The sequence below is a fragment of the Agrobacterium sp. 20P9.1.2 genome (assembly GCF_057799395.1).
The window spans coordinates 23,218-40,508 of record NZ_JBYOKI010000008.1; the positions used below are offsets into that span (position 1 = coordinate 23,218).

General features: G+C 57.9%; 16 protein-coding genes. 8 read left to right on the plus strand and 8 right to left on the minus strand.

Going from position 1 to position 17,291, the window contains the following annotated elements; translation table 11 throughout:
* Window positions 1-12: 12 nt before the first annotated feature.
* Complete coding sequence (locus AC27VJ_RS19740) at window positions 13-1,392, plus strand: ATP-binding protein (protein WP_488685431.1); 1,380 nt, start codon at window positions 13-15, stop codon at window positions 1,390-1,392.
* 29 nt (window positions 1,393-1,421) lie between these two features.
* Here AC27VJ_RS19740 and AC27VJ_RS19745 read toward each other — a convergent pair whose 3' ends face one another.
* The 4 genes from AC27VJ_RS19745 to AC27VJ_RS19760 all read right to left on the minus strand — a co-directional run bounded on the left by AC27VJ_RS19745 (window position 1,422) and on the right by AC27VJ_RS19760 (window position 3,863).
* Window positions 1,422-1,763, minus strand: a complete 342-nt coding sequence (locus AC27VJ_RS19745; RefSeq protein WP_488685432.1) for a tRNA-binding protein — start codon at window positions 1,761-1,763, stop codon at window positions 1,422-1,424.
* A 59-nt stretch (window positions 1,764-1,822) separates the two neighbouring features.
* Window positions 1,823-2,641 carry a pyrroline-5-carboxylate reductase gene (proC, locus tag AC27VJ_RS19750; RefSeq protein ID WP_488685433.1) on the minus strand — a complete coding sequence of 273 codons (819 nt, stop codon included), beginning with the start codon at window positions 2,639-2,641 and terminating at the stop codon, window positions 1,823-1,825.
* A 4-nt stretch (window positions 2,642-2,645) separates the two neighbouring features.
* The gene (locus AC27VJ_RS19755; protein WP_353577318.1) at window positions 2,646-3,146 is read right to left on the minus strand and encodes a type III secretion system chaperone family protein; all 501 of its coding nucleotides are present in this window, start codon (window positions 3,144-3,146) and stop codon (window positions 2,646-2,648) included.
* Between the two features lie 453 nt (window positions 3,147-3,599).
* Window positions 3,600-3,863 (minus strand): accessory factor UbiK family protein, encoded by a 264-nt coding sequence (locus AC27VJ_RS19760; RefSeq protein WP_062585174.1) that lies wholly within the window; start codon window positions 3,861-3,863, stop codon window positions 3,600-3,602.
* Between the two features lie 309 nt (window positions 3,864-4,172).
* On the opposite strand from AC27VJ_RS19760, the gene lgt reads away from it, so the two are divergent.
* The 6 genes from lgt to AC27VJ_RS19790 all read left to right on the plus strand — a co-directional run bounded on the left by lgt (window position 4,173) and on the right by AC27VJ_RS19790 (window position 10,160).
* Window positions 4,173-4,994, plus strand: coding sequence for a prolipoprotein diacylglyceryl transferase (gene lgt / locus AC27VJ_RS19765; protein ID WP_488685534.1), 822 nt, complete (start codon window positions 4,173-4,175; stop codon window positions 4,992-4,994).
* Window positions 4,995-5,000: 6 nt separating this feature from the next.
* Window positions 5,001-6,101: a class I SAM-dependent methyltransferase gene (locus AC27VJ_RS19770; RefSeq protein ID WP_488685434.1), complete on the plus strand. Its 1,101-nt coding sequence runs from the start codon at window positions 5,001-5,003 to the stop codon at window positions 6,099-6,101.
* A gap of 146 nt (window positions 6,102-6,247) precedes the next feature.
* Window positions 6,248-7,042: a peptidoglycan editing factor PgeF gene (pgeF, locus tag AC27VJ_RS19775; RefSeq protein ID WP_488685435.1), complete on the plus strand. Its 795-nt coding sequence runs from the start codon at window positions 6,248-6,250 to the stop codon at window positions 7,040-7,042.
* A gap of 1 nt (window position 7,043) precedes the next feature.
* A complete protein-coding gene (locus AC27VJ_RS19780) occupies window positions 7,044-8,195 on the plus strand; it encodes a M24 family metallopeptidase (RefSeq protein WP_488685436.1) in 1,152 nt (383 codons plus the stop codon).
* An 85-nt stretch (window positions 8,196-8,280) separates the two neighbouring features.
* Complete coding sequence (locus AC27VJ_RS19785) at window positions 8,281-8,985, plus strand: hypothetical protein (RefSeq protein ID WP_488685437.1); 705 nt, start codon at window positions 8,281-8,283, stop codon at window positions 8,983-8,985.
* A gap of 242 nt (window positions 8,986-9,227) precedes the next feature.
* Window positions 9,228-10,160: a ribose-phosphate pyrophosphokinase gene (locus AC27VJ_RS19790; protein WP_113088535.1), complete on the plus strand. Its 933-nt coding sequence runs from the start codon at window positions 9,228-9,230 to the stop codon at window positions 10,158-10,160.
* Between the two features lie 46 nt (window positions 10,161-10,206).
* On the opposite strand, the gene AC27VJ_RS19795 is transcribed toward AC27VJ_RS19790, so the two are convergent.
* The 4 genes from AC27VJ_RS19795 to AC27VJ_RS19810 all read right to left on the minus strand — a co-directional run bounded on the left by AC27VJ_RS19795 (window position 10,207) and on the right by AC27VJ_RS19810 (window position 16,323).
* The gene (locus tag AC27VJ_RS19795; RefSeq protein WP_488685438.1) at window positions 10,207-11,088 is read right to left on the minus strand and encodes a phosphatase PAP2 family protein; all 882 of its coding nucleotides are present in this window, start codon (window positions 11,086-11,088) and stop codon (window positions 10,207-10,209) included.
* Between the two features lie 445 nt (window positions 11,089-11,533).
* Window positions 11,534-13,051, minus strand: a complete 1,518-nt coding sequence (gene adh, locus AC27VJ_RS19800; RefSeq protein ID WP_113088534.1) for an aldehyde dehydrogenase — start codon at window positions 13,049-13,051, stop codon at window positions 11,534-11,536.
* A 156-nt stretch (window positions 13,052-13,207) separates the two neighbouring features.
* Window positions 13,208-14,167, minus strand: coding sequence for a helix-turn-helix domain-containing protein (locus AC27VJ_RS19805; protein ID WP_488685439.1), 960 nt, complete (start codon window positions 14,165-14,167; stop codon window positions 13,208-13,210).
* An 83-nt stretch (window positions 14,168-14,250) separates the two neighbouring features.
* On the minus strand, window positions 14,251-16,323 hold the full coding sequence (locus tag AC27VJ_RS19810; protein ID WP_488685440.1) for a putative bifunctional diguanylate cyclase/phosphodiesterase: 2,073 nt from the start codon (window positions 16,321-16,323) through the stop codon (window positions 14,251-14,253).
* 320 nt (window positions 16,324-16,643) lie between these two features.
* Between AC27VJ_RS19810 and AC27VJ_RS19815 the strand changes: the two genes are divergently transcribed.
* The gene (locus AC27VJ_RS19815; protein WP_488685441.1) at window positions 16,644-17,261 is read left to right on the plus strand and encodes a 50S ribosomal protein L25/general stress protein Ctc; all 618 of its coding nucleotides are present in this window, start codon (window positions 16,644-16,646) and stop codon (window positions 17,259-17,261) included.
* Window positions 17,262-17,291 lie beyond the last annotated feature (30 nt).

A 17,291-nucleotide genomic window follows, 5' to 3' on the forward strand; every position in this document is an offset into this window, starting at 1 on the left:
ATAGGCGGAAAAATGGCTAGCCTTGATTTCCTCAACGCCGCAAGAAACAGCGGGCCTGCCCGCGCCTGGCGCTTTTCCATGCGCTGGCTTCGCCACTGGCTGCCGACTGGCCTCTACACGCGCTCGCTGCTCATCATCATTCTGCCGATGGTGCTGCTGCAGGTCGTCGTTGCCGCCGTCTTCATGGAACGCCACTGGCAGATGGTAACGGAGCGGCTTTCCGCAGCCGTGACCCGCGATATCGCAGCCGTCATCCAATTGCTGGAAACCGACCCGGAAGAGGACGATTATCAGCGCGTCATCCGCATCGCCCGCGAGCGTCTTGACCTCAGCATCTATATAGAGCCGAAAACGCCGTTGCCGGAGCCCCGCGCCCAGCCGTTGTTCTCCATCCTCGACACCATTTTGTCCGACCAGATTCAGCAGCAGATCGGCAAGCCATTCTGGCTGGATACGTTCGGCAATGGCGCGCTGGTGGAAATCCGCATCCAACTGGCCGACAAGACGCTACGCGTTTTCACCCGTCGCAGCCAGGCCTATGCCTCCAACACCCATATCTTCCTGGTCTGGATGGGCGGCGCGTCGCTGGTGCTGCTTGGGATATCCATTCTCTTTTTGCGCGGTCAGATCAGACCCATTCTGGCGCTGGCGAAGGCGGCGGAAAGCTTCGGGCGCGGCCAGAAGATAACCGCCTATTCGCCGCGAGGAGCCGATGAGGTCCGCCGTGCCGGTCTCGCCTTCATTCTGATGCGGGAACGCATAGAGCGGCAGATGGAACAGCGCACTGCCATGCTGAACGGTGTCAGCCACGATCTTCGCACCATCCTCACCCGCTTCAAGCTTCAACTGGCGCTAGCGGGCGACAATCCGGATCTGGAAGGGCTGGACAAGGACGTGGACGACATGCAGTCCATGCTGGAGGCCTATCTCGCCTTTGCGCGTGATGATGCCGAAGAAAGCGTCGGAACGCTGGAACTCACCCCGCTGTTCGACCGCTTCTCCAGCGATTTCCAAATGTGCGGCAAAAGCTTCAGTTACAAGCTGAACGGCGTCACTGAGCTTTCGGTACGGCCCAACGCTTTCGCACGCCTGATCGGCAATCTGGCCGCCAATGCCCATCGCTATGCCAACACACTCAATGTGGAAGCACATCAGGCGCCACGCTCGATCATGCTGACATTCGATGACGATGGCCCGGGCATACCCGAGCAATCGCGCGAAGACGTGTTCAAACCGTTCTACCGTCTGGACGAAGCACGCAACCTCAACGCCTCCGGCACCGGGCTAGGTCTCTCCATTGTCCGCGATATTGCCCGAAGCCACGGCGGCGATGTGACGCTGGATGACAGCCCGTTGGGCGGCTTGCGTGTGGTCGTGAAAATCCCGGCATAACGGGCGGCAGTGCGCTTAGACAATTCGCGTCAGCACATCTTCTCGCCGTTGGGAACGGCCTGTTCAACGGAGGCGAGAACGATGGCACCGTCCTTGTCGGCAAAGCCGAGCGTTAGGACTTCTGAGCGGAACGGACCGATCTGGCGGGGCGGAAAGTTGACGACAGCAAGCACCTGCCGTCCGACCAGCGTTTCCAGCGTATAATGCACGGTGATCTGGGCGGAGGATTTTTTGATACCGATCTCGGGGCCAAAATCGATCTTGATCTTGAATGCGGGCTTTCGCGCTTCTGGAAAAGGTTCGGCCTCGATGATGGTGCCGACACGAATATCGACCTTTTCGAAATCGGCGTAGCTGATTTCTTCGCTCATCATCCAGTCTCCTTACGCACAGCATCGGACGGCCACACCCTCACGGGTCGGCACTCTTCTTAGACAGCCAGTTCTTCCGCACGCTTTTTCGCGGCGGCTATCGCCTTGTCGAACAGCGGCTGCATGCCCTCGTCTGCCATCAGAACGGATAACGCCGCTGCGGTGGTGCCGCCGGGCGAGGTCACGTTCTTGCGGAGGCGCGAGGCCTCTTCGGGGGACTGGTGAAGCAATTCACCAGCCCCCGCGACGGTTTCCCGAGCAAGACGCATGGCGAGGTCCGCCGGCAGACCGGCTTTACGGCCTGCCTCCGCCATGCACTCCACGAGATAAAACACGTAAGCCGGACCGCTGCCGGAAACGGCGGTCACGGCATCGATATCCGCTTCCGTTGCCACCCATTCCACCGGGCCGCTGACTTTCAAGAGGGTTTCCACCAGCAAGCGCTGCTGCTCGGTGACGGCTTCGTTCGCATAAGCACCCGTCACGCCGCGCCCAACCATGGCGGGCGTATTCGGCATGGCACGAATGGCAGCGGATTTGCCGAGAAGGGCCTCGATGCCGGAGAGCGTTTTGCCCGCCGCAATCGAAACGACCACGGTCCGCGGCCCAACTATGGGCTTTAACGGCGGCAGCACGGCATCCATCATTTGTGGCTTGATGGCCAGAAACAGGATGCCGGCTGTCTTATCCGTCGGCGCTTGCGTCAGATGCGTCGCACCGGATTCGCGGATCAGGCCCATCATCGCATCGGAGGGGCCGGGATCGACAACGATGATCGAAGATCCCGTGACACCCTTTTTCAACCAGCCCGAAAGCAGAGCGCCGCCCATATTGCCGGCGCCGATGAGAACGAGTGGACCCGATGCGAGCGATACCATGACTTTAGGCTTCTCCAACCGTTTCGAACAAGGCGGCTTCCATGGCAGCCTTGGCTTCCATACCGGACCAGACGACGAACTGGAATGCCTGGAAATACTGCTCGCAGGCTTCGAGCGCACTGGACAGAAGAACCTCGACCTGCTGGTTCGTTGGTTCTGCACCGCCCGCCAGCAACAGAGACTGGCGGAAGATGATGACGTCTTCCTGACGCCACAGATCGAAGTGACCCATCAGTGTCTGGCCATTGACCTGCGCCAGCAGACGGATGACTTCGTTGACCCTGTGATCGGCAATCTTGATATCGAAAGCGCAGGCAAGATGCAGCGCCTCGAACTGTTCCATCCATGAAAACGAAACATGATAATCCGCCCAACGGCCTTCGACCGTCATGGCAATTTCATCTTCGCCGGAGCGTTCGAACGACCAGTCGTTGGACGCGGCAACGAACTCGATCATATCGACCGGGTTGGAGTGACGCTCGACTTCAAATTCCATTAGGCTCATACGGCACCTTCTCAGCCGGAAATGAATGCTTTGTCTCGCACGCAAAAGGCACAAAAACGCACACACAAATGCCGGGTTACAACAGTTTGGGATGATGCCCGACGCCGCCAGAATAACGCAGTTAACCTGTCTGGAGCTTACCGAGTTCGTTACGAATCATCATTTAAAATCAGTGTATAACGAGCGAGTCCGCGCGCCACCCCCAGCTTGGGGATTTTGCAATCAGAACTGTGTATATCTCCTCGTACAAAACCTCAGTTGTGAGTCATAACTGACTCTGCCAATTGCGTTTTTCGCGTGTTTCCACAGACGTTAAAAAAAACTGAATGAAATCGCTTGCTTACCCCTGCCGAATCCCCACTGCGGCGCAAACTGCTTCGAAATGACACAGAAATGAAAAATGCCGGACCTTGGGGAAGGCCCGGCATCAGAATCAAAGGGGTTGTTTGCGCTTTACGAAGCGGTCGCGGAGAGCTTTGCTTCCAGCGCATCGAGGCGCGCACGCAGCGCATCGTTTTCATCGCGGGCCTGAATGGCCATTTCGCGCACGGCTTCGAATTCCTCGCGCTTGACCAGATCGAGGCTGTTCAGCCACCGCTCCGCCTGCGCGTGAAATGCCTGCTCCACTTCCTTGCGCATGCCTTGGGCTGCGCCCGCCGCATCCGTCATCAGCTTTGCGAATTCATCGAAAATACGGTTGGTTCCTGTCGTACTCATGGGGCGATGTCCTCGTCAGTATCTGGAAAGGCCGCTCGCCCTTCCGGTCCATATCTTTCAGGTAGGCACTCGCTTGCGACGTTGCAAGCAAAATAAGGAACCACCCCTCACAGCCACTCAGTTTAACGCTGTCACGATGGTGCCGAAGAATCGCCTTGACCGCACCCTTTTCAGTCGCCATTTTCCCGCTCCGGGAAAAGAATGATTGAGATATCCGTTTCTTGAAGTGAGCCCTCTGAAGTTCCTTGCCCTCAACGCAATGACAATGGAATACGCGATTTGTTTGGACCCCTCGCCCAGTTTTCGATCATGCCGTTCCCGAACATCGATCCGGTGGCATTCAACCTGGGCCCGCTGCCCATCCATTGGTACGGCATCGCCTATGTCTTCGGCATCATGCTGGGCTGGTATTATGCCCGCACGTTGAGCCTTGCCGACCGCTTATGGCCACATGAGAAATCGCCCGTAACACCCGTGCATCTCGATGATTTCATCGTCTGGGCAGCCGCAGGCATCGTGCTGGGCGGGCGCATTGGCTATATCCTGTTTTACGATATGGGTGCCGTGGTCGAAAACCCGATCCGCGCCTTGCAGATCTGGAATGGCGGCATGTCGTTCCATGGCGGACTGATCGGCACGACGCTGGCGATGATCCTGTTTGCCCGCCGCAACGGCATTCCGGTCTGGAGCATGTTCGACATCATCGCCGCCGTTGCCCCGCTCGGCCTGTTCTTCGGCCGCATCGCCAATTTCATCAATGGTGAATTGTGGGGCCGCTTGACAGATGTGCCTTGGGCGGTGGTTTTCCCGACGGGCGGTCCTTTTGCGCGCCATCCCAGCCAGCTTTATGAGGCAGGTCTCGAAGGCATCGTATTGCTGATCGTGCTTGCCATTCTTATCTATGGGTACAAGGCGCTGAAAAGTCCCGGCACCGTGACGGGCGTTTTTGTGTGCGGCTATGCGCTTTCCAGAATCTTCGTGGAGTTCTTCCGCGAGCCGGATGCGCAGATCGGCTATCTTGCAGGAAATTGGCTGACCATGGGCATGGTACTCTCGACGCCCATGTTCCTTCTCGGCGTTTGGGCCGTTCTACGCGCGCGCCGCGCAGTGGCAACAGAGACAACCGGATAACACATCATGCCGACACCGCTCGCACGCCGCATCAAATCGCTGATCCGTCTCAACGGCCCGATGAGCGTGACCGACTTCTTCTCGCTGTGCCTGGCAGACCCGGAGCACGGCTATTACAAGACCCGTCAGCCCTTTGGCCGCACGGGCGACTTCGTGACCGCGCCGGAAGTCAGCCAGCTGTTCGGTGAAATGCTTGGCGTCTTCATCGTTCACGCGTGGCAGCGCCACGGTACACTCGCCAATGCCCGTCTGGTGGAGATCGGCCCCGGTCGCGGCACGATGATGGCGGATATGTTGCGGGTGATCCAGCGCATCGCCCCGCCGCTCTACGAGACTATGAGCGTACATCTGGTGGAAACCAGCCCGCGACTGACCGAGACACAGCAAAAGACGCTTGCCAGCCATGGGACCAAAATTTCCTGGCATGAAAGCTTCGAGGATGTTCCGCCCGGCTTCCTGCTGATTGCTGCCAATGAACTCTTCGACGCCATTCCCATCCGCCAGTTCGTCAAGACACCACAGGGTTTTCGCGAACGCGTCGTGGCGCTGGATGCGGAGGACGAACTCGTCTTCACTACGGGCCTAGCCAGCGTCGATCCCGACCTTCTGCCGCCTTTCCCCGAGCGTCAACCAATCGGTGCGATCTTCGAATATTCCCCTGCCCGCGAAGCCGTGATGGCGGCGATTGCGCAGAAACTGAAAATTCAGGGAGGTACGGCTCTCATCATCGATTATGGCCACATCGTTTCCGGCTTCGGCGATACGTTGCAGGCGCTGCGCATGCACGAGTTCGACCCGGTTCTGGCGCATCCCGGCGAAGCGGATTTGACCAGCCATGTGGATTTCGAAAGCCTCGTCAAAACCGCTGAAAGCAACGGCATTCACATCAACGGCTGCCTGCCGCAGGGCGACTTTTTGTATGGCTTGGGCTTGAGGGAACGCGCACAAGCACTGGCCGCGAACGCAACGCCGGACCAGACGCTGGAGATTGCCGAAGCCGTCAACCGGCTGGCGGGTGAAGGCGTGGGCAAGATGGGCGAGCTTTTCAAGGTGCTGGCCGTCTCCAGCGCGCCCGTGCATCTGCTGCCGTTCCGCGCACTGGATTGACAGCGACACCGGCCTTAGGCCAACATCGCGCCAATTCGAAGCAGTAACAAACTGCCGCCTGCATCCCATGTGATGCGCTTCACCGGAAACACTCGCTCGCGAATATTTGTTTCAAATCAGCGACATCGCCAAGGATTGACACCGTAATGCAGGACGAAACTCTGCCGCTTCCCCTTCAAAGCCCGCTACTCGCCTCCGCCACCGGCAAACATATCCGCCACGGTTTCTTCACGCGTCATGGCGGTGTCTCGGAAGGCATTTATCGTGGGCTCAATGTTGGTCTGGGCTCTCAGGATGAGCGCGACGCGGTTCTCGAAAACAGAAAACGCGTGGCGCAATGGTTTGATTTGCCGTTGGAAAAACTCGCAACCGTCCATCAAGTCCATTCACCCGACGTCGTCGTGGTGGATGGCACCTATGAAGGCGACCGCCCGCAGGCCGATGCCATGGTGACGGCAACGCCGGGCGTCGTCATCGGCGTGCTGAGCGCCGATTGCGGGCCAATCCTGTTTGCGGATGCGCAGGCGGGCGTGGTGGGTGCTGCCCATGCAGGCTGGAAGGGTGCAGTCTCCGGCGTTCTGGAAAACACCATCGAAGCCATGATCGCACTCGGTGCAAAGCGCGAGCGGATCGTCGCAGCGCTCGGCCCGTCCATCTGCCAGGAAAATTACGAGGTCGGGCCGGAGCGCGTGGAAAGCCTCAAAGACATGAACCCCGCCCATGCGGATTATTTCTCGCCATCGCCGAATGCGGGTCATGCCTTTTTCGACCTCAAGCAACTGACCGTGGACCGCCTGATCGCCGCTGGCGTGCAGGCAGAAAACCTCGGGCTCTGCACCTATCCCGATGATGACCGCTTTTATTCTTTCCGTCGGACGACACATCGTTCGGAACCGGATTACGGGCGGCAGATTTCAGCAATAGCAATTCTGGAGAACTAATATGGCCTTGCACTTCGACACTGCCGAATTCGAGGCACGCCGCATCCGCCTGATGGACAAGATGGCGGAAGAAAAGCTGGATGCCATGCTGCTGTTTGCGCAGGAGAGCATGTACTGGCTGACGGGCTATGACACGTTCGGCTACTGCTTTTTCCAGACGCTGATCGTTAAGGCCGATGGCACCATGACGCTTCTGACGCGCTCTGCCGATCTGCGTCAGGCCCGCCAGACCTCCATCATCGAAGACATCGTCATCTGGGTGGACCGACTGAATGCCGACCCGACCCTCGATCTCAAGAACCTTTTGAGCGAGATGGACCTGCTGGGCTGCCGCATCGGTATCGAATTCGACACTCATGGCATGACCGGGCGCGTCGCTCGTCTTCTCGACAACCAATTGGCTAGCTTCGGCCAGATCATCGACGCATCCAGCCTCGTCAGCACGCTGCGCCTCGTCAAAAGCCCTGCCGAAGTGGCCTATGCCAAGCGTGCGGGTGAACTGGCGGATGACGCATTGGATGCAGCGCTGAAGATCGTGGCACCCGGTGCCGATGAGGCGAACATCCTCGCTGCCATGCAGGGCGCTGTCTTTGCAGGCGGCGGTGACTATCCCGCCAATGAATTCATAATCGGCTCCGGCCCGGATGCGCTGCTCTGCCGTTACAAGGCCGGTCGCCGCAAGCTGGATGCAAAGGATCAGCTCACGCTTGAATGGGCTGGCGTCAGCGCGCACTATCATGCCGCCATGATGCGGACCATCGTCATTGGCGAGCCGGAGTTTCGACAGAAAGAACTTTATAATGCCTGTGCAGAAAACATCCGCGCCATCGAAGAGGTTCTTCGCCCCGGCAACACGTTTGGAGACGTCTTCGACGTTCACGCCCGCATCATGGATGAGCGCGGCCTGACGCGTCACCGTCTCAATGCCTGCGGTTATTCGCTCGGCGCGCGCTTCTCGCCGTCCTGGATGGAGCATCAGATGTTCTATGCGAGCAATACGCAGGAAATCCTGCCGAATATGACGCTCTTCGTCCACATGATCATCATGGACAGTGACTCAGGCATCGCCATGACGCTGGGCCAGACCTATCTGACCACCGAAGGCGCCCCGGAATCGCTCTCGCGCCACAGCCTGGATTTGCTGACGGTTTAATCTCGATTTGACTCCCAGCGAAGTCGAACCGTACATTGCGCCAAAATGACGGTTCGGCGGGAGACATCATGAAGGGACATCTGGCATGCGGCGGCTAGGGTTGGTTATTGCAATCCCAAGCCTTGCCCTCACCCTATCGGCCTGCAACACGACGGATACGCTGACGCCGCTGGTCGATGTCGGCCATGGCAACACGCAATCGACGCCGGTCAATCAGGGCGATCTTGACCAGATGGCCGCAGCAGCTGATCGGTCTCCATCAGGCGTGTCCTCGCAGGTCCCGGCCTACGCACCGCAAAACACCCGGCAGGCTCAGGCGCAAGCACTGACAAGCGGCGCACAATACGGCCAGCCTGTCGCCCCGCAGCAGACAGCGCCTGCACAGCATCAGACCCAGACGGCATCCCTGCCCTCTGCTTCCGCCGCTGGCACCATCCGGTTTCTACCCATCATCGGTGCACCCGTTCAGGCCGTGACGCCTTTATCGCGCCAGCTGGGTGCGGAAGCGCGGGCGAAAGGCCTGACCATCCGGCCCTCCACGGACACATCGGCTGAGAACATTCTGAAGGGCTATCTTTCCGCCTTTGCCGATGGCGGTAACGTGACCGTGGTCTATGTGTGGGATGTTCTGGACGCCAATGGCGCGCGGCTGCATCGTCTTCAGGGGCAAGAAACCGTGCCTGCCCGTGGTAGCGATCCATGGGCGGCGGTCACTGATACCACTATGCAGAAAATCGCCGCGAAGACTCTGAACGATTATCAGTCATGGCGACAGGCCGGACATGGATAATCAACTTTAAATAGTGGGAAACTTTTTTAGCAGTGGCCAAGTCACAAAGTTTTCACGAAAATCACGGGTAACTCCCTCTGACCTCTTGCATTCACGGGCAACACCGCTATTAAGGCGCCCATGGCAAAACGGCGTGTCCGACACCCTTTGGGTCGGGTATTCCTCCCCGTTGAACGACGCACAGACCCCAGGGAATGTTCTCTGTCGGGTCTCAAGCGATGGCATGGAAACAGGCGGCAACAATGAAGGTTTTCGCAGGCAATTCGAACCGGCATCTGGCCGAAGCGATCTGCAAGTATCTGAATGTCCCTCTTGGAAATGCCACTGTAAAGCGGTTTGCGGACCAGGAAATATTCGTCGAAATTTCTGAAAACGTGCGCGGCGAAGACGTTTTCGTCGTTCAGTCCACGTCTTTCCCGGCAAACGACCACCTGATGGAACTGCTGATCATGATCGACGCCATGCGTCGCTCATCGGCAAAGCGCATCACAGCGGTTCTTCCCTATTTCGGCTACGCCCGCCAGGACCGTAAGGCCGGCCCCCGCACACCGATTTCCGCAAAGCTCGTCGCCAATCTCATCACCGAAGCCGGTGCCGATCGCGTTCTGACGCTCGACCTGCATGCGGGCCAGATTCAAGGCTTTTTCGATATTCCAACCGACAACCTCTTTGCAGCGCCCATTCTGGCGCGCGACGTGAAGGAACATTACGACACCAAAAATGTCATGGTCGTTTCGCCTGACGTTGGCGGCGTGGTGCGCGCCCGTTCGCTCGCCAAGCGTCTGGACTGTCTGCTGGCCATCGTCGACAAACGTCGCGACCGTCCCGGTGAATCCGAAGTCATGAACGTCATCGGTGACGTGACCGGCAAGGACTGCCTGCTGATCGACGACATCGTCGATTCCGGAGGCACGCTCTGCAATGCGGCTGAAGCATTGCTCAAAAACGGCGCAACCAGCGTCACCGCCTATATCACCCACGGTGTTCTCTCCGGTGGAGCCGTCGCCCGCGTGGCCTCATCCAAGCTGCGCGAACTCGTCATCACCGACAGCATTCAGCCAACAACAGCCGTGCAATCCGCGCACAACATCCGCGTCATCACCACGGCCACCCTGCTCGGCGAAGCAATCAACCGTACATCGATGGAACAGTCGGTTTCAGGCCTGTTCGACTAAGGCAACCGGCACTGACGCAGGTCTTATGAATTTGGGGCGGTACCGTTTACACGGTACCGCTCGAATTCGATGTGCCCACGCTATTTTCGGTGGAGCGGCGACCGTTATCATTCGCAATGAGACCTCTGGCAACCGCCACAGCTTTACGGCCGCGCACCGTTGCCTTGCGTCCCCACATAAAAGCATCCCGCAAAAGCCTGTGACAGTCGTGACAGACCGCTGAGAGCGTGAAGACCTCCCGATGCTGACCGATGCCGAGCAGGCGATAGAGAAACAGCGTCGTCAGCGCTGCAAAAAGAACGGACATCACGACGTCGCTTAGGAAGTGACGGCCCGCCGCCATTCTCAACAGACCCATGTTGACGATGAGAAAGCTTGCGGTGCTGGCGCAGATGATCTTTCGGAGACGTGAAAGCTGCGGCCAGATCAACACGCAGAGCGGCAACACGAAACACGCCATCATCGCGGCCTCGCCGGAGGAAAAGGAACAATTCGAAACGCATTGATCCGACCATTGGAAGGGCGGCGTGAATGTCTGGGAACCGCCGAACTCCATGACGCCATTGGGCCGCGCCCGTCCCAGATGCGTCTTCAGCGTCATGTTCACCAAAATTCCGGCGCACAGAAACATGGGCGACCAGAGAAACGCCCAGACACGCCACCCTGTTTTCTGTTCTGAAGCCAGTATCAGATTGCCAACGAAAACAAGGAAGGTGATGACGACGATCGTTCCGGTGGCATGGCGCAAGATGTTCCGCCACATTGGAAAAGGTTTCTCCACCCCGATCCAGGCACCATGGCCGTTCTTGAAGAAAAATTCGGCGACGTAGAGGTCTACGAACGGGAACACAGCAAAGAAGATGACGGCGCACAATGTGACGATCATCAGCCAGACGGTTATGCGCATGTGAAGGAGATCAGGTTGCATTGTCGGAATTCCTATGCGTTTAACCAGCAAGCGCTGAAGGGTTGCTTTAGCCCAAAGCCAATATTGCGCTGCGCCCGCGAAACGATCCGCGCGATTGAACGACGGGCCATAACGCGCCCTGCCTCGATGGTAAGATGGAGGAGAGAACGACCCGCATCGCAATGAGTTGGCAGGTCGTGGCTCTTCGCTTTTGAAAATTCGGCTTCGCAATATGTCATGAAGGCAACCTGCCCCCGCTGGTCGCGTAAAATACTATAAATAAAGTGGCGCATATCGCCCCACCGCTTGATGAACGGTAACGATATGCGCCAAACAGGTTACAGTTTTAAGTCGGATCGCGTGATCCACTGTGAGGGATTTTCAGGGCCTCCCGGAAGCTCATGAGAACCTCCGGGAGTAGACCGGCGGCAGGTACCGCCGGCTCCGGGGAGAAAAGTGACAGCCCTTAGAAGAAGCCAAGCTTGTTGGGGCTGTAGGAGACCAGCAGGTTCTTCGTCTGCTGATAGTGGTCGAGCATCATCTTGTGGGTCTCGCGACCGATACCCGACTGCTTGTAACCGCCGAAAGCGGCACCGGCTGGATAGGCATGATAGCAATTGGTCCAAACGCGACCGGCTTCGATGCCGCGCCCTGCCCGGTAAGCCGTGTTGGTATCGCGGCTCCACACACCGGCACCGAGGCCGTAGACTGTGTCATTGGCGATTTCGATTGCCTCTTCCACTGTCTTGAAGGTGGTAACGGAGACAACGGGGCCGAAGATTTCCTCCTGGAACACCCGCATCTTGTTGTTGCCTTCGAACACCGTCGGCTGGATGTAGAAACCGTCCTTCAGATTGCCGGAGAGCGATTTCTTGTCGCCGCCGGTCAGCACTTTCGCGCCTTCCTTTTTGCCGATTTCAAGATAGCTCATGATCTTGTCGAACTGTTCCTGTGAGGCCTGAGCGCCGATCATGGTTCCGGCGTTCAGTGGATCGTCCTGGCTGATGGCCTCAACGCGCTTGATGGCTTTTTCCATGAAGCGGTCATAGATGGATTCATGCACCAGCGCGCGGGATGGGCATGTGCAGACTTCGCCCTGATTGAGCGCGAACATCGCAAAGCCTTCGAGCGCCTTGTCGAGGAAAGCGTCATCCTCGTTCATCACGTCGGCAAAGAAGATGTTCGGCGACTTGCCGCCCAGTTCCAGCGTGATGTTGGTGACGTTATCGGCAGCATAACGCATGATTTCCTTGCCGACCGATGTGGAGCCGGTAAAGGCGATCTTGGCGATGCGGTTGCTCTGCGCCAGCGGCTTGCCCGCTTCGGTGCCCAGACCATTGACGATGTTGACCACGCCGGGCGGCAGCAGATCTTCGATCAGCTCCATGACCAGAAGAATGGATGCGGGCGTCTGTTCCGCAGGCTTCAGCACCACGCAGTTGCCTGCGGCCAGCGCCGGAGCCAGCTTCCATGTCGCCATAAGGATAGGGAAGTTCCAGGGAATGATCTGGCCGACGACGCCCAGCGGCTCATGGAAGTGATAGGCGACCGTGTCATTGTCGATCTGGGCAATCGAGCCTTCCTGCGCACGAATGCAACCGGCAAAATAGCGGAAGTGATCGATGGCGAGCGGGATATCGGCATTGGTGGTTTCGCGTAGCGGCTTGCCATTGTCCCATGTCTCAGCGCGTGCGATCAGCTCGAGATTGTCTTCGATACGCTGGGCGATTTTGAGCAGAATGTTGGAGCGTTCTGTCGCACTTGTGCGGCCCCATGCGGCGCGCGCCTTGTGGGCGGCATCCAGAGCGAATTCAATGTCGCTGGCGTCGGAACGCGGCACTTCGCAAATCTTGTGACCCGTCACCGGAGACAGGTTGTCCATATAGCGACCAGACTTCGGCTCCACCCACTGGCCGCCAATGTAGTTTCCATATTTCAGCTTGAACGGCGTTTCACCGGCCTTGTGCTGGACCTGAATGTTCATGAGTTCATCCTCCCTGATGACAGGCGGCCCTTATCTGACCGCGTGAGAGGAAGGTGGGCGCAGAATTGCGCGTTTCATAGGGTCGAGGGGATATTCCGCACTGCACAGTGTTTCACTTCTGCGACAGCGCAATCCATCAATGCACCATAAACGCGATCAGTGAACCGCAAGCTTCTTCATCTTGCGATGCAGAGTCGCGCGGCTGATGCCGAGCAGGGAGGCGGCCTGGGTGATATTGCCATTGGCACGGGAAAGAACGCGGCGAAGGGCTGCCCGTTCTGCCTCGGCAAGCTCGGCACCCCGGTCATGGCGATCTTCCCTCAGCGCGTCCGATGCAGGAATGCCAGCAGCCAGATTCGCATCATCCAGCCGCAACGCAAGCCTTGCCGCGCGTGTCGCTCCTAAGATGATATCGTCCTGATCCACTGCTAAAAGTGAAAGGGCGGTCGCGTTGCCGGATGGCAGCATGAGAATGCGTGCGCCGGGGAAAGCCCGCCGGAAAAGATTGCCCTCGATGCGCTGCGCGGCATCGCGTACCGCCTGCGTCAGCATGGAGAAGGTAAACTCGTTGACGTCATCGCGGCAGGTGGAGATGTCCAGCGCCCCCGTCACTTGGCCCCTATGATCACGAATGGGAGCGGTGGTGCAGCACAGGCTGATATTGGATGAGAAGAAGTGCTGGTCGCGGTAGATGGTAACGGAACGCTCATCGGCGAGAGCCGTGCCGATGCCGTTGGTGCCCACGCTCGCCTCGCTCCACACCGCACCGGACCACAGGCCAAGCTGGCGGAAATCCTGATCGTCGGTCGCAGCACCGCGCCGTTCCAACGCCACGCCATCGGCGTCCGTCAAAAGCAGGCAGCACCCGGCCTTGCCAACTGCTGTGAAAATCCGGTCCAACTCATCAGCGCTTTCCGCAATCAGCCCGGCAGAGATTTCCCGCGCACGCCGAAATTCGGCATCGGCCAGAAAGATCGGCTTGCTGCTTTTTTCCGGTGCCAGATGGTGCATCGTCATGCAGCGCCGCCAGGACGCAATGATAGGCGAGCTGGCCGCAGCCGAGGGCTGACTGGCGCTTTGATACACATGCTCCGCATGTGCCGTGCCGATGGACATATACTCCTCCCGATTTTTTCGGGATGGTGCGCCGGAAGTGCCGCTCTTTCAATGAAAAAAAGCGTTATGCGTGCGGATCTCGCTCAGCTTGCCAGTGGAAGGCCCGCTTTTTCGACGATTTTGTCGATGTCAGGCACAAAATTCACGATAGCATCGATGGTGGCCGCTGGCCCCGGACGACCGAAATAATATCCCTGCACATGCTGGCAGCCTTCGCGGCGCAGAAACTCCATATGTGCCTGCGTTTCCACGCCTTCCGCCAAAACCGGAATGTCGAGACTGTTGGCAAGGATGAGCGTAGAGCGGACGATGGCCTGAGACTGGATGCTGGTTCCCAGGCCTTCCACGAAGCCCCGGTCGATCTTGATCTTGTCAAAGGGGAAGCTCTGCAAAGTCGATAGCGACGAGTAGCCCGTGCCGTAGTCATCCATGGCGATGCGCACGCCGAGCGACTTCAGCCGGCGGATCGTCACCAGCGCATGGCGGTGGTCGGCGATGATGCCGCTTTCGGTGATTTCCAGTTCCAACCGGCTGGGTTCCAGACCGCTTTCCTTAAGAATGCGCTGCACCTTCTGTACGAAATCGGAATCAGACAGCTGCAAGGGCGCGACGTTGACGGCAACGCTCAGCGGGTTTCTCCAGCGCACGGCGTGCAAGCATGCCTCGCGCAGCACCCATTCACCCATTTCGATGATAAAGCCGGTCTGTTCTGCAATCGGAATAAATTCGACAGGCGAAATCATGCCACGTTCCGGGTGGTTCCAGCGCAGCAACACCTCGAAGCCTACGATTGCGCCGCTGCTGGTATCGTTCTGCTGCTGGAAATAAAGCTCGAATGCACCATTGCTCAGCCCGGAGCGCATGCTGACCGCAAGGGCGTTGCGAGCGCGCGAGGCTTCATCCATGGACTTGTCGTAAAAGCAGATCGTGCCGGTCACGTCGCTCTTGGCGCGGTACATGGCCACATCCGCCTGAGAGATCAGCGTATCGACATTCTTCGTGTGCGAGTTGCCGATGGCAATGCCGATGCTGGCGCCGACCGACAGAACCGTTTCTTTCCACTCGATGGGCTTCAAAACTTCGGCCAGAAGACGGTTGGCGAATGCCAGGCCATCCGCACGCGAATAATAACGGTGCAGCACCGCCACAAATTCATCGCCACCCACGCGCGCCACGAATTCGCCCGGCTGTAGAACGGAACTCATGCGGTCTGCCAGAGAGCGCAGAACCGCATCCCCTGCCCCGTGGCCGTGGACGTCGTTGATTTCCTTGAAACGGTCGAGATCGAAAGAGAGAAGCGCAATGCGCGCCGTAGGGTCAGCGCTGCGCTTCAATAAAGCCTGTAAATGCTCCTGAAACGCGGCACGGTTGGGAATGCCGGTCAGGGCATCATGCAGCGACAAATGGCGATAGCGCGCAACGGCCTGCAAACTGGTTTCAGAATCAATGACATAGGTGGAGAAGCCGAAGGCCAGAAGCACGAAAGTGATGATGATTGCGCTACCACCCATAAGAGCTGGCGACATCAAGGACGGGGCAATCACGAAGGACGGATCGAAGGCGACCGAAAAGGCGGCCATTGCAGTGTAATGCGTGGAAGCAATGGCCAGCACCAGAAAGGTCATGCCGCTATATTTGCAGAACCAGTTGACCGGCCGTACGATGCGGTTTGTGGCCAGCATGCCAAAAACAGCGCCAAAGACCATGGACGCAACGACGTAATATTGATCCCAGACCAGTGAGCCCTGAACAGCATAGGCTGCCATGCCGGTGTAATGCATGCTGGCAATGCCAAGACCGACGACCAGACCGCCGCCCTCCGCCAGCGCCGTTTGGCCGCCATAAGTGGAAATGGCCAGTCCGGCCATGGTCGCGATGACGGCAATGATGAAGGACAGACCGGTGAAGGCTGGCAGGAAGCCAACATTGCCGGGTGCCTGATATCCCAGCATCGCCACGAAATGCGTGGTCCAGATGGTGGTGCCACCAATCATGCCCGCCAGAAACAGCCAGTTGACGCGCTGGATGGAAGTTGACTGCCGCGCACGGGAAAACAGGCGCATGGTCAGGAAGCTGCCCAGAACGCAGATGGTGACTGCGGCTAATGTATAGCGAACGTCGTGGTCTACAGCGAGGCAGGTCAGAATTTGATACATTAACATCACGAATCTGTTGAATTGTTGCAGAGCATAATGATGATGGGTTTTTACTGCGTTTATCGATATAGATAAGCAAAGATTAAAATGCTCTCCTCAAAATGGTGCCGCCTCCACGCAGTTAAAGTAGGAGATGAGCGGGAGAGCTTTGTGTCATGCGGATGACGAAGGCTTGCCTTTGCCCCCTCTTTATACTATAGCGCCCGCATCCGTGTAGACACCCTTGGAGGCAACGCGGGCGAGACGGCTGTCAAACGCCTTCTCCAGTTTGCTCCGGTACGCCGGAATGAACTCTCCAGACAACCTAAAAGGATTATGCCATGAGCAAAGAATCGTATGAGCTCAAGGCCGAGGCGCGCGAACGAGTTGGTAAGGGGTCCTCTCGTGAACTTCGTCGCAACGGTTTGATTCCTGCTGTCATCTATGGTGACAAGCAAGCCCCAATTTCTATCGCGATTTCGACCAACGAAGTCACCAAGCGCGTCCAGGCTGGCGGTTTCATGACCACTGTCGCGACGATCGACGTCGATGGCAAGAAGTACAAGGTTCTGCCAAAGGACTACCAGCGCGATCCAGTCCGCGATTTCATGGTACACGTAGACTTCCTGCGCGTATCCGGCAATTCGCAGGTTACGGTCGAAATCCCGGTCCACTTCATCAATGAAGACAAGTCCGAGATCAAGAAGGGTGGCGTTCTCAACATCGTTCGTCACACTGTCGAAGCTCACGTTCCTGCAAACGACATTCCTGAAGCGATCACCGTTGACCTCGACGGCGTCAAGATCGGCGACAGCATCCACATCTCGAATGTGAAGCTGCCAAAGAACGTATCGCCAGTCATCACTGACCGCGACTTCACAATTGCAACCATCGTGCCACCAACGGTCGCGGTTGTTGACGAAGCAGAAGCTCCGGCAGAAGACGCTTCCGAAGAATAATACCGGCGCTACGGCGCTGTATTCTTCTTT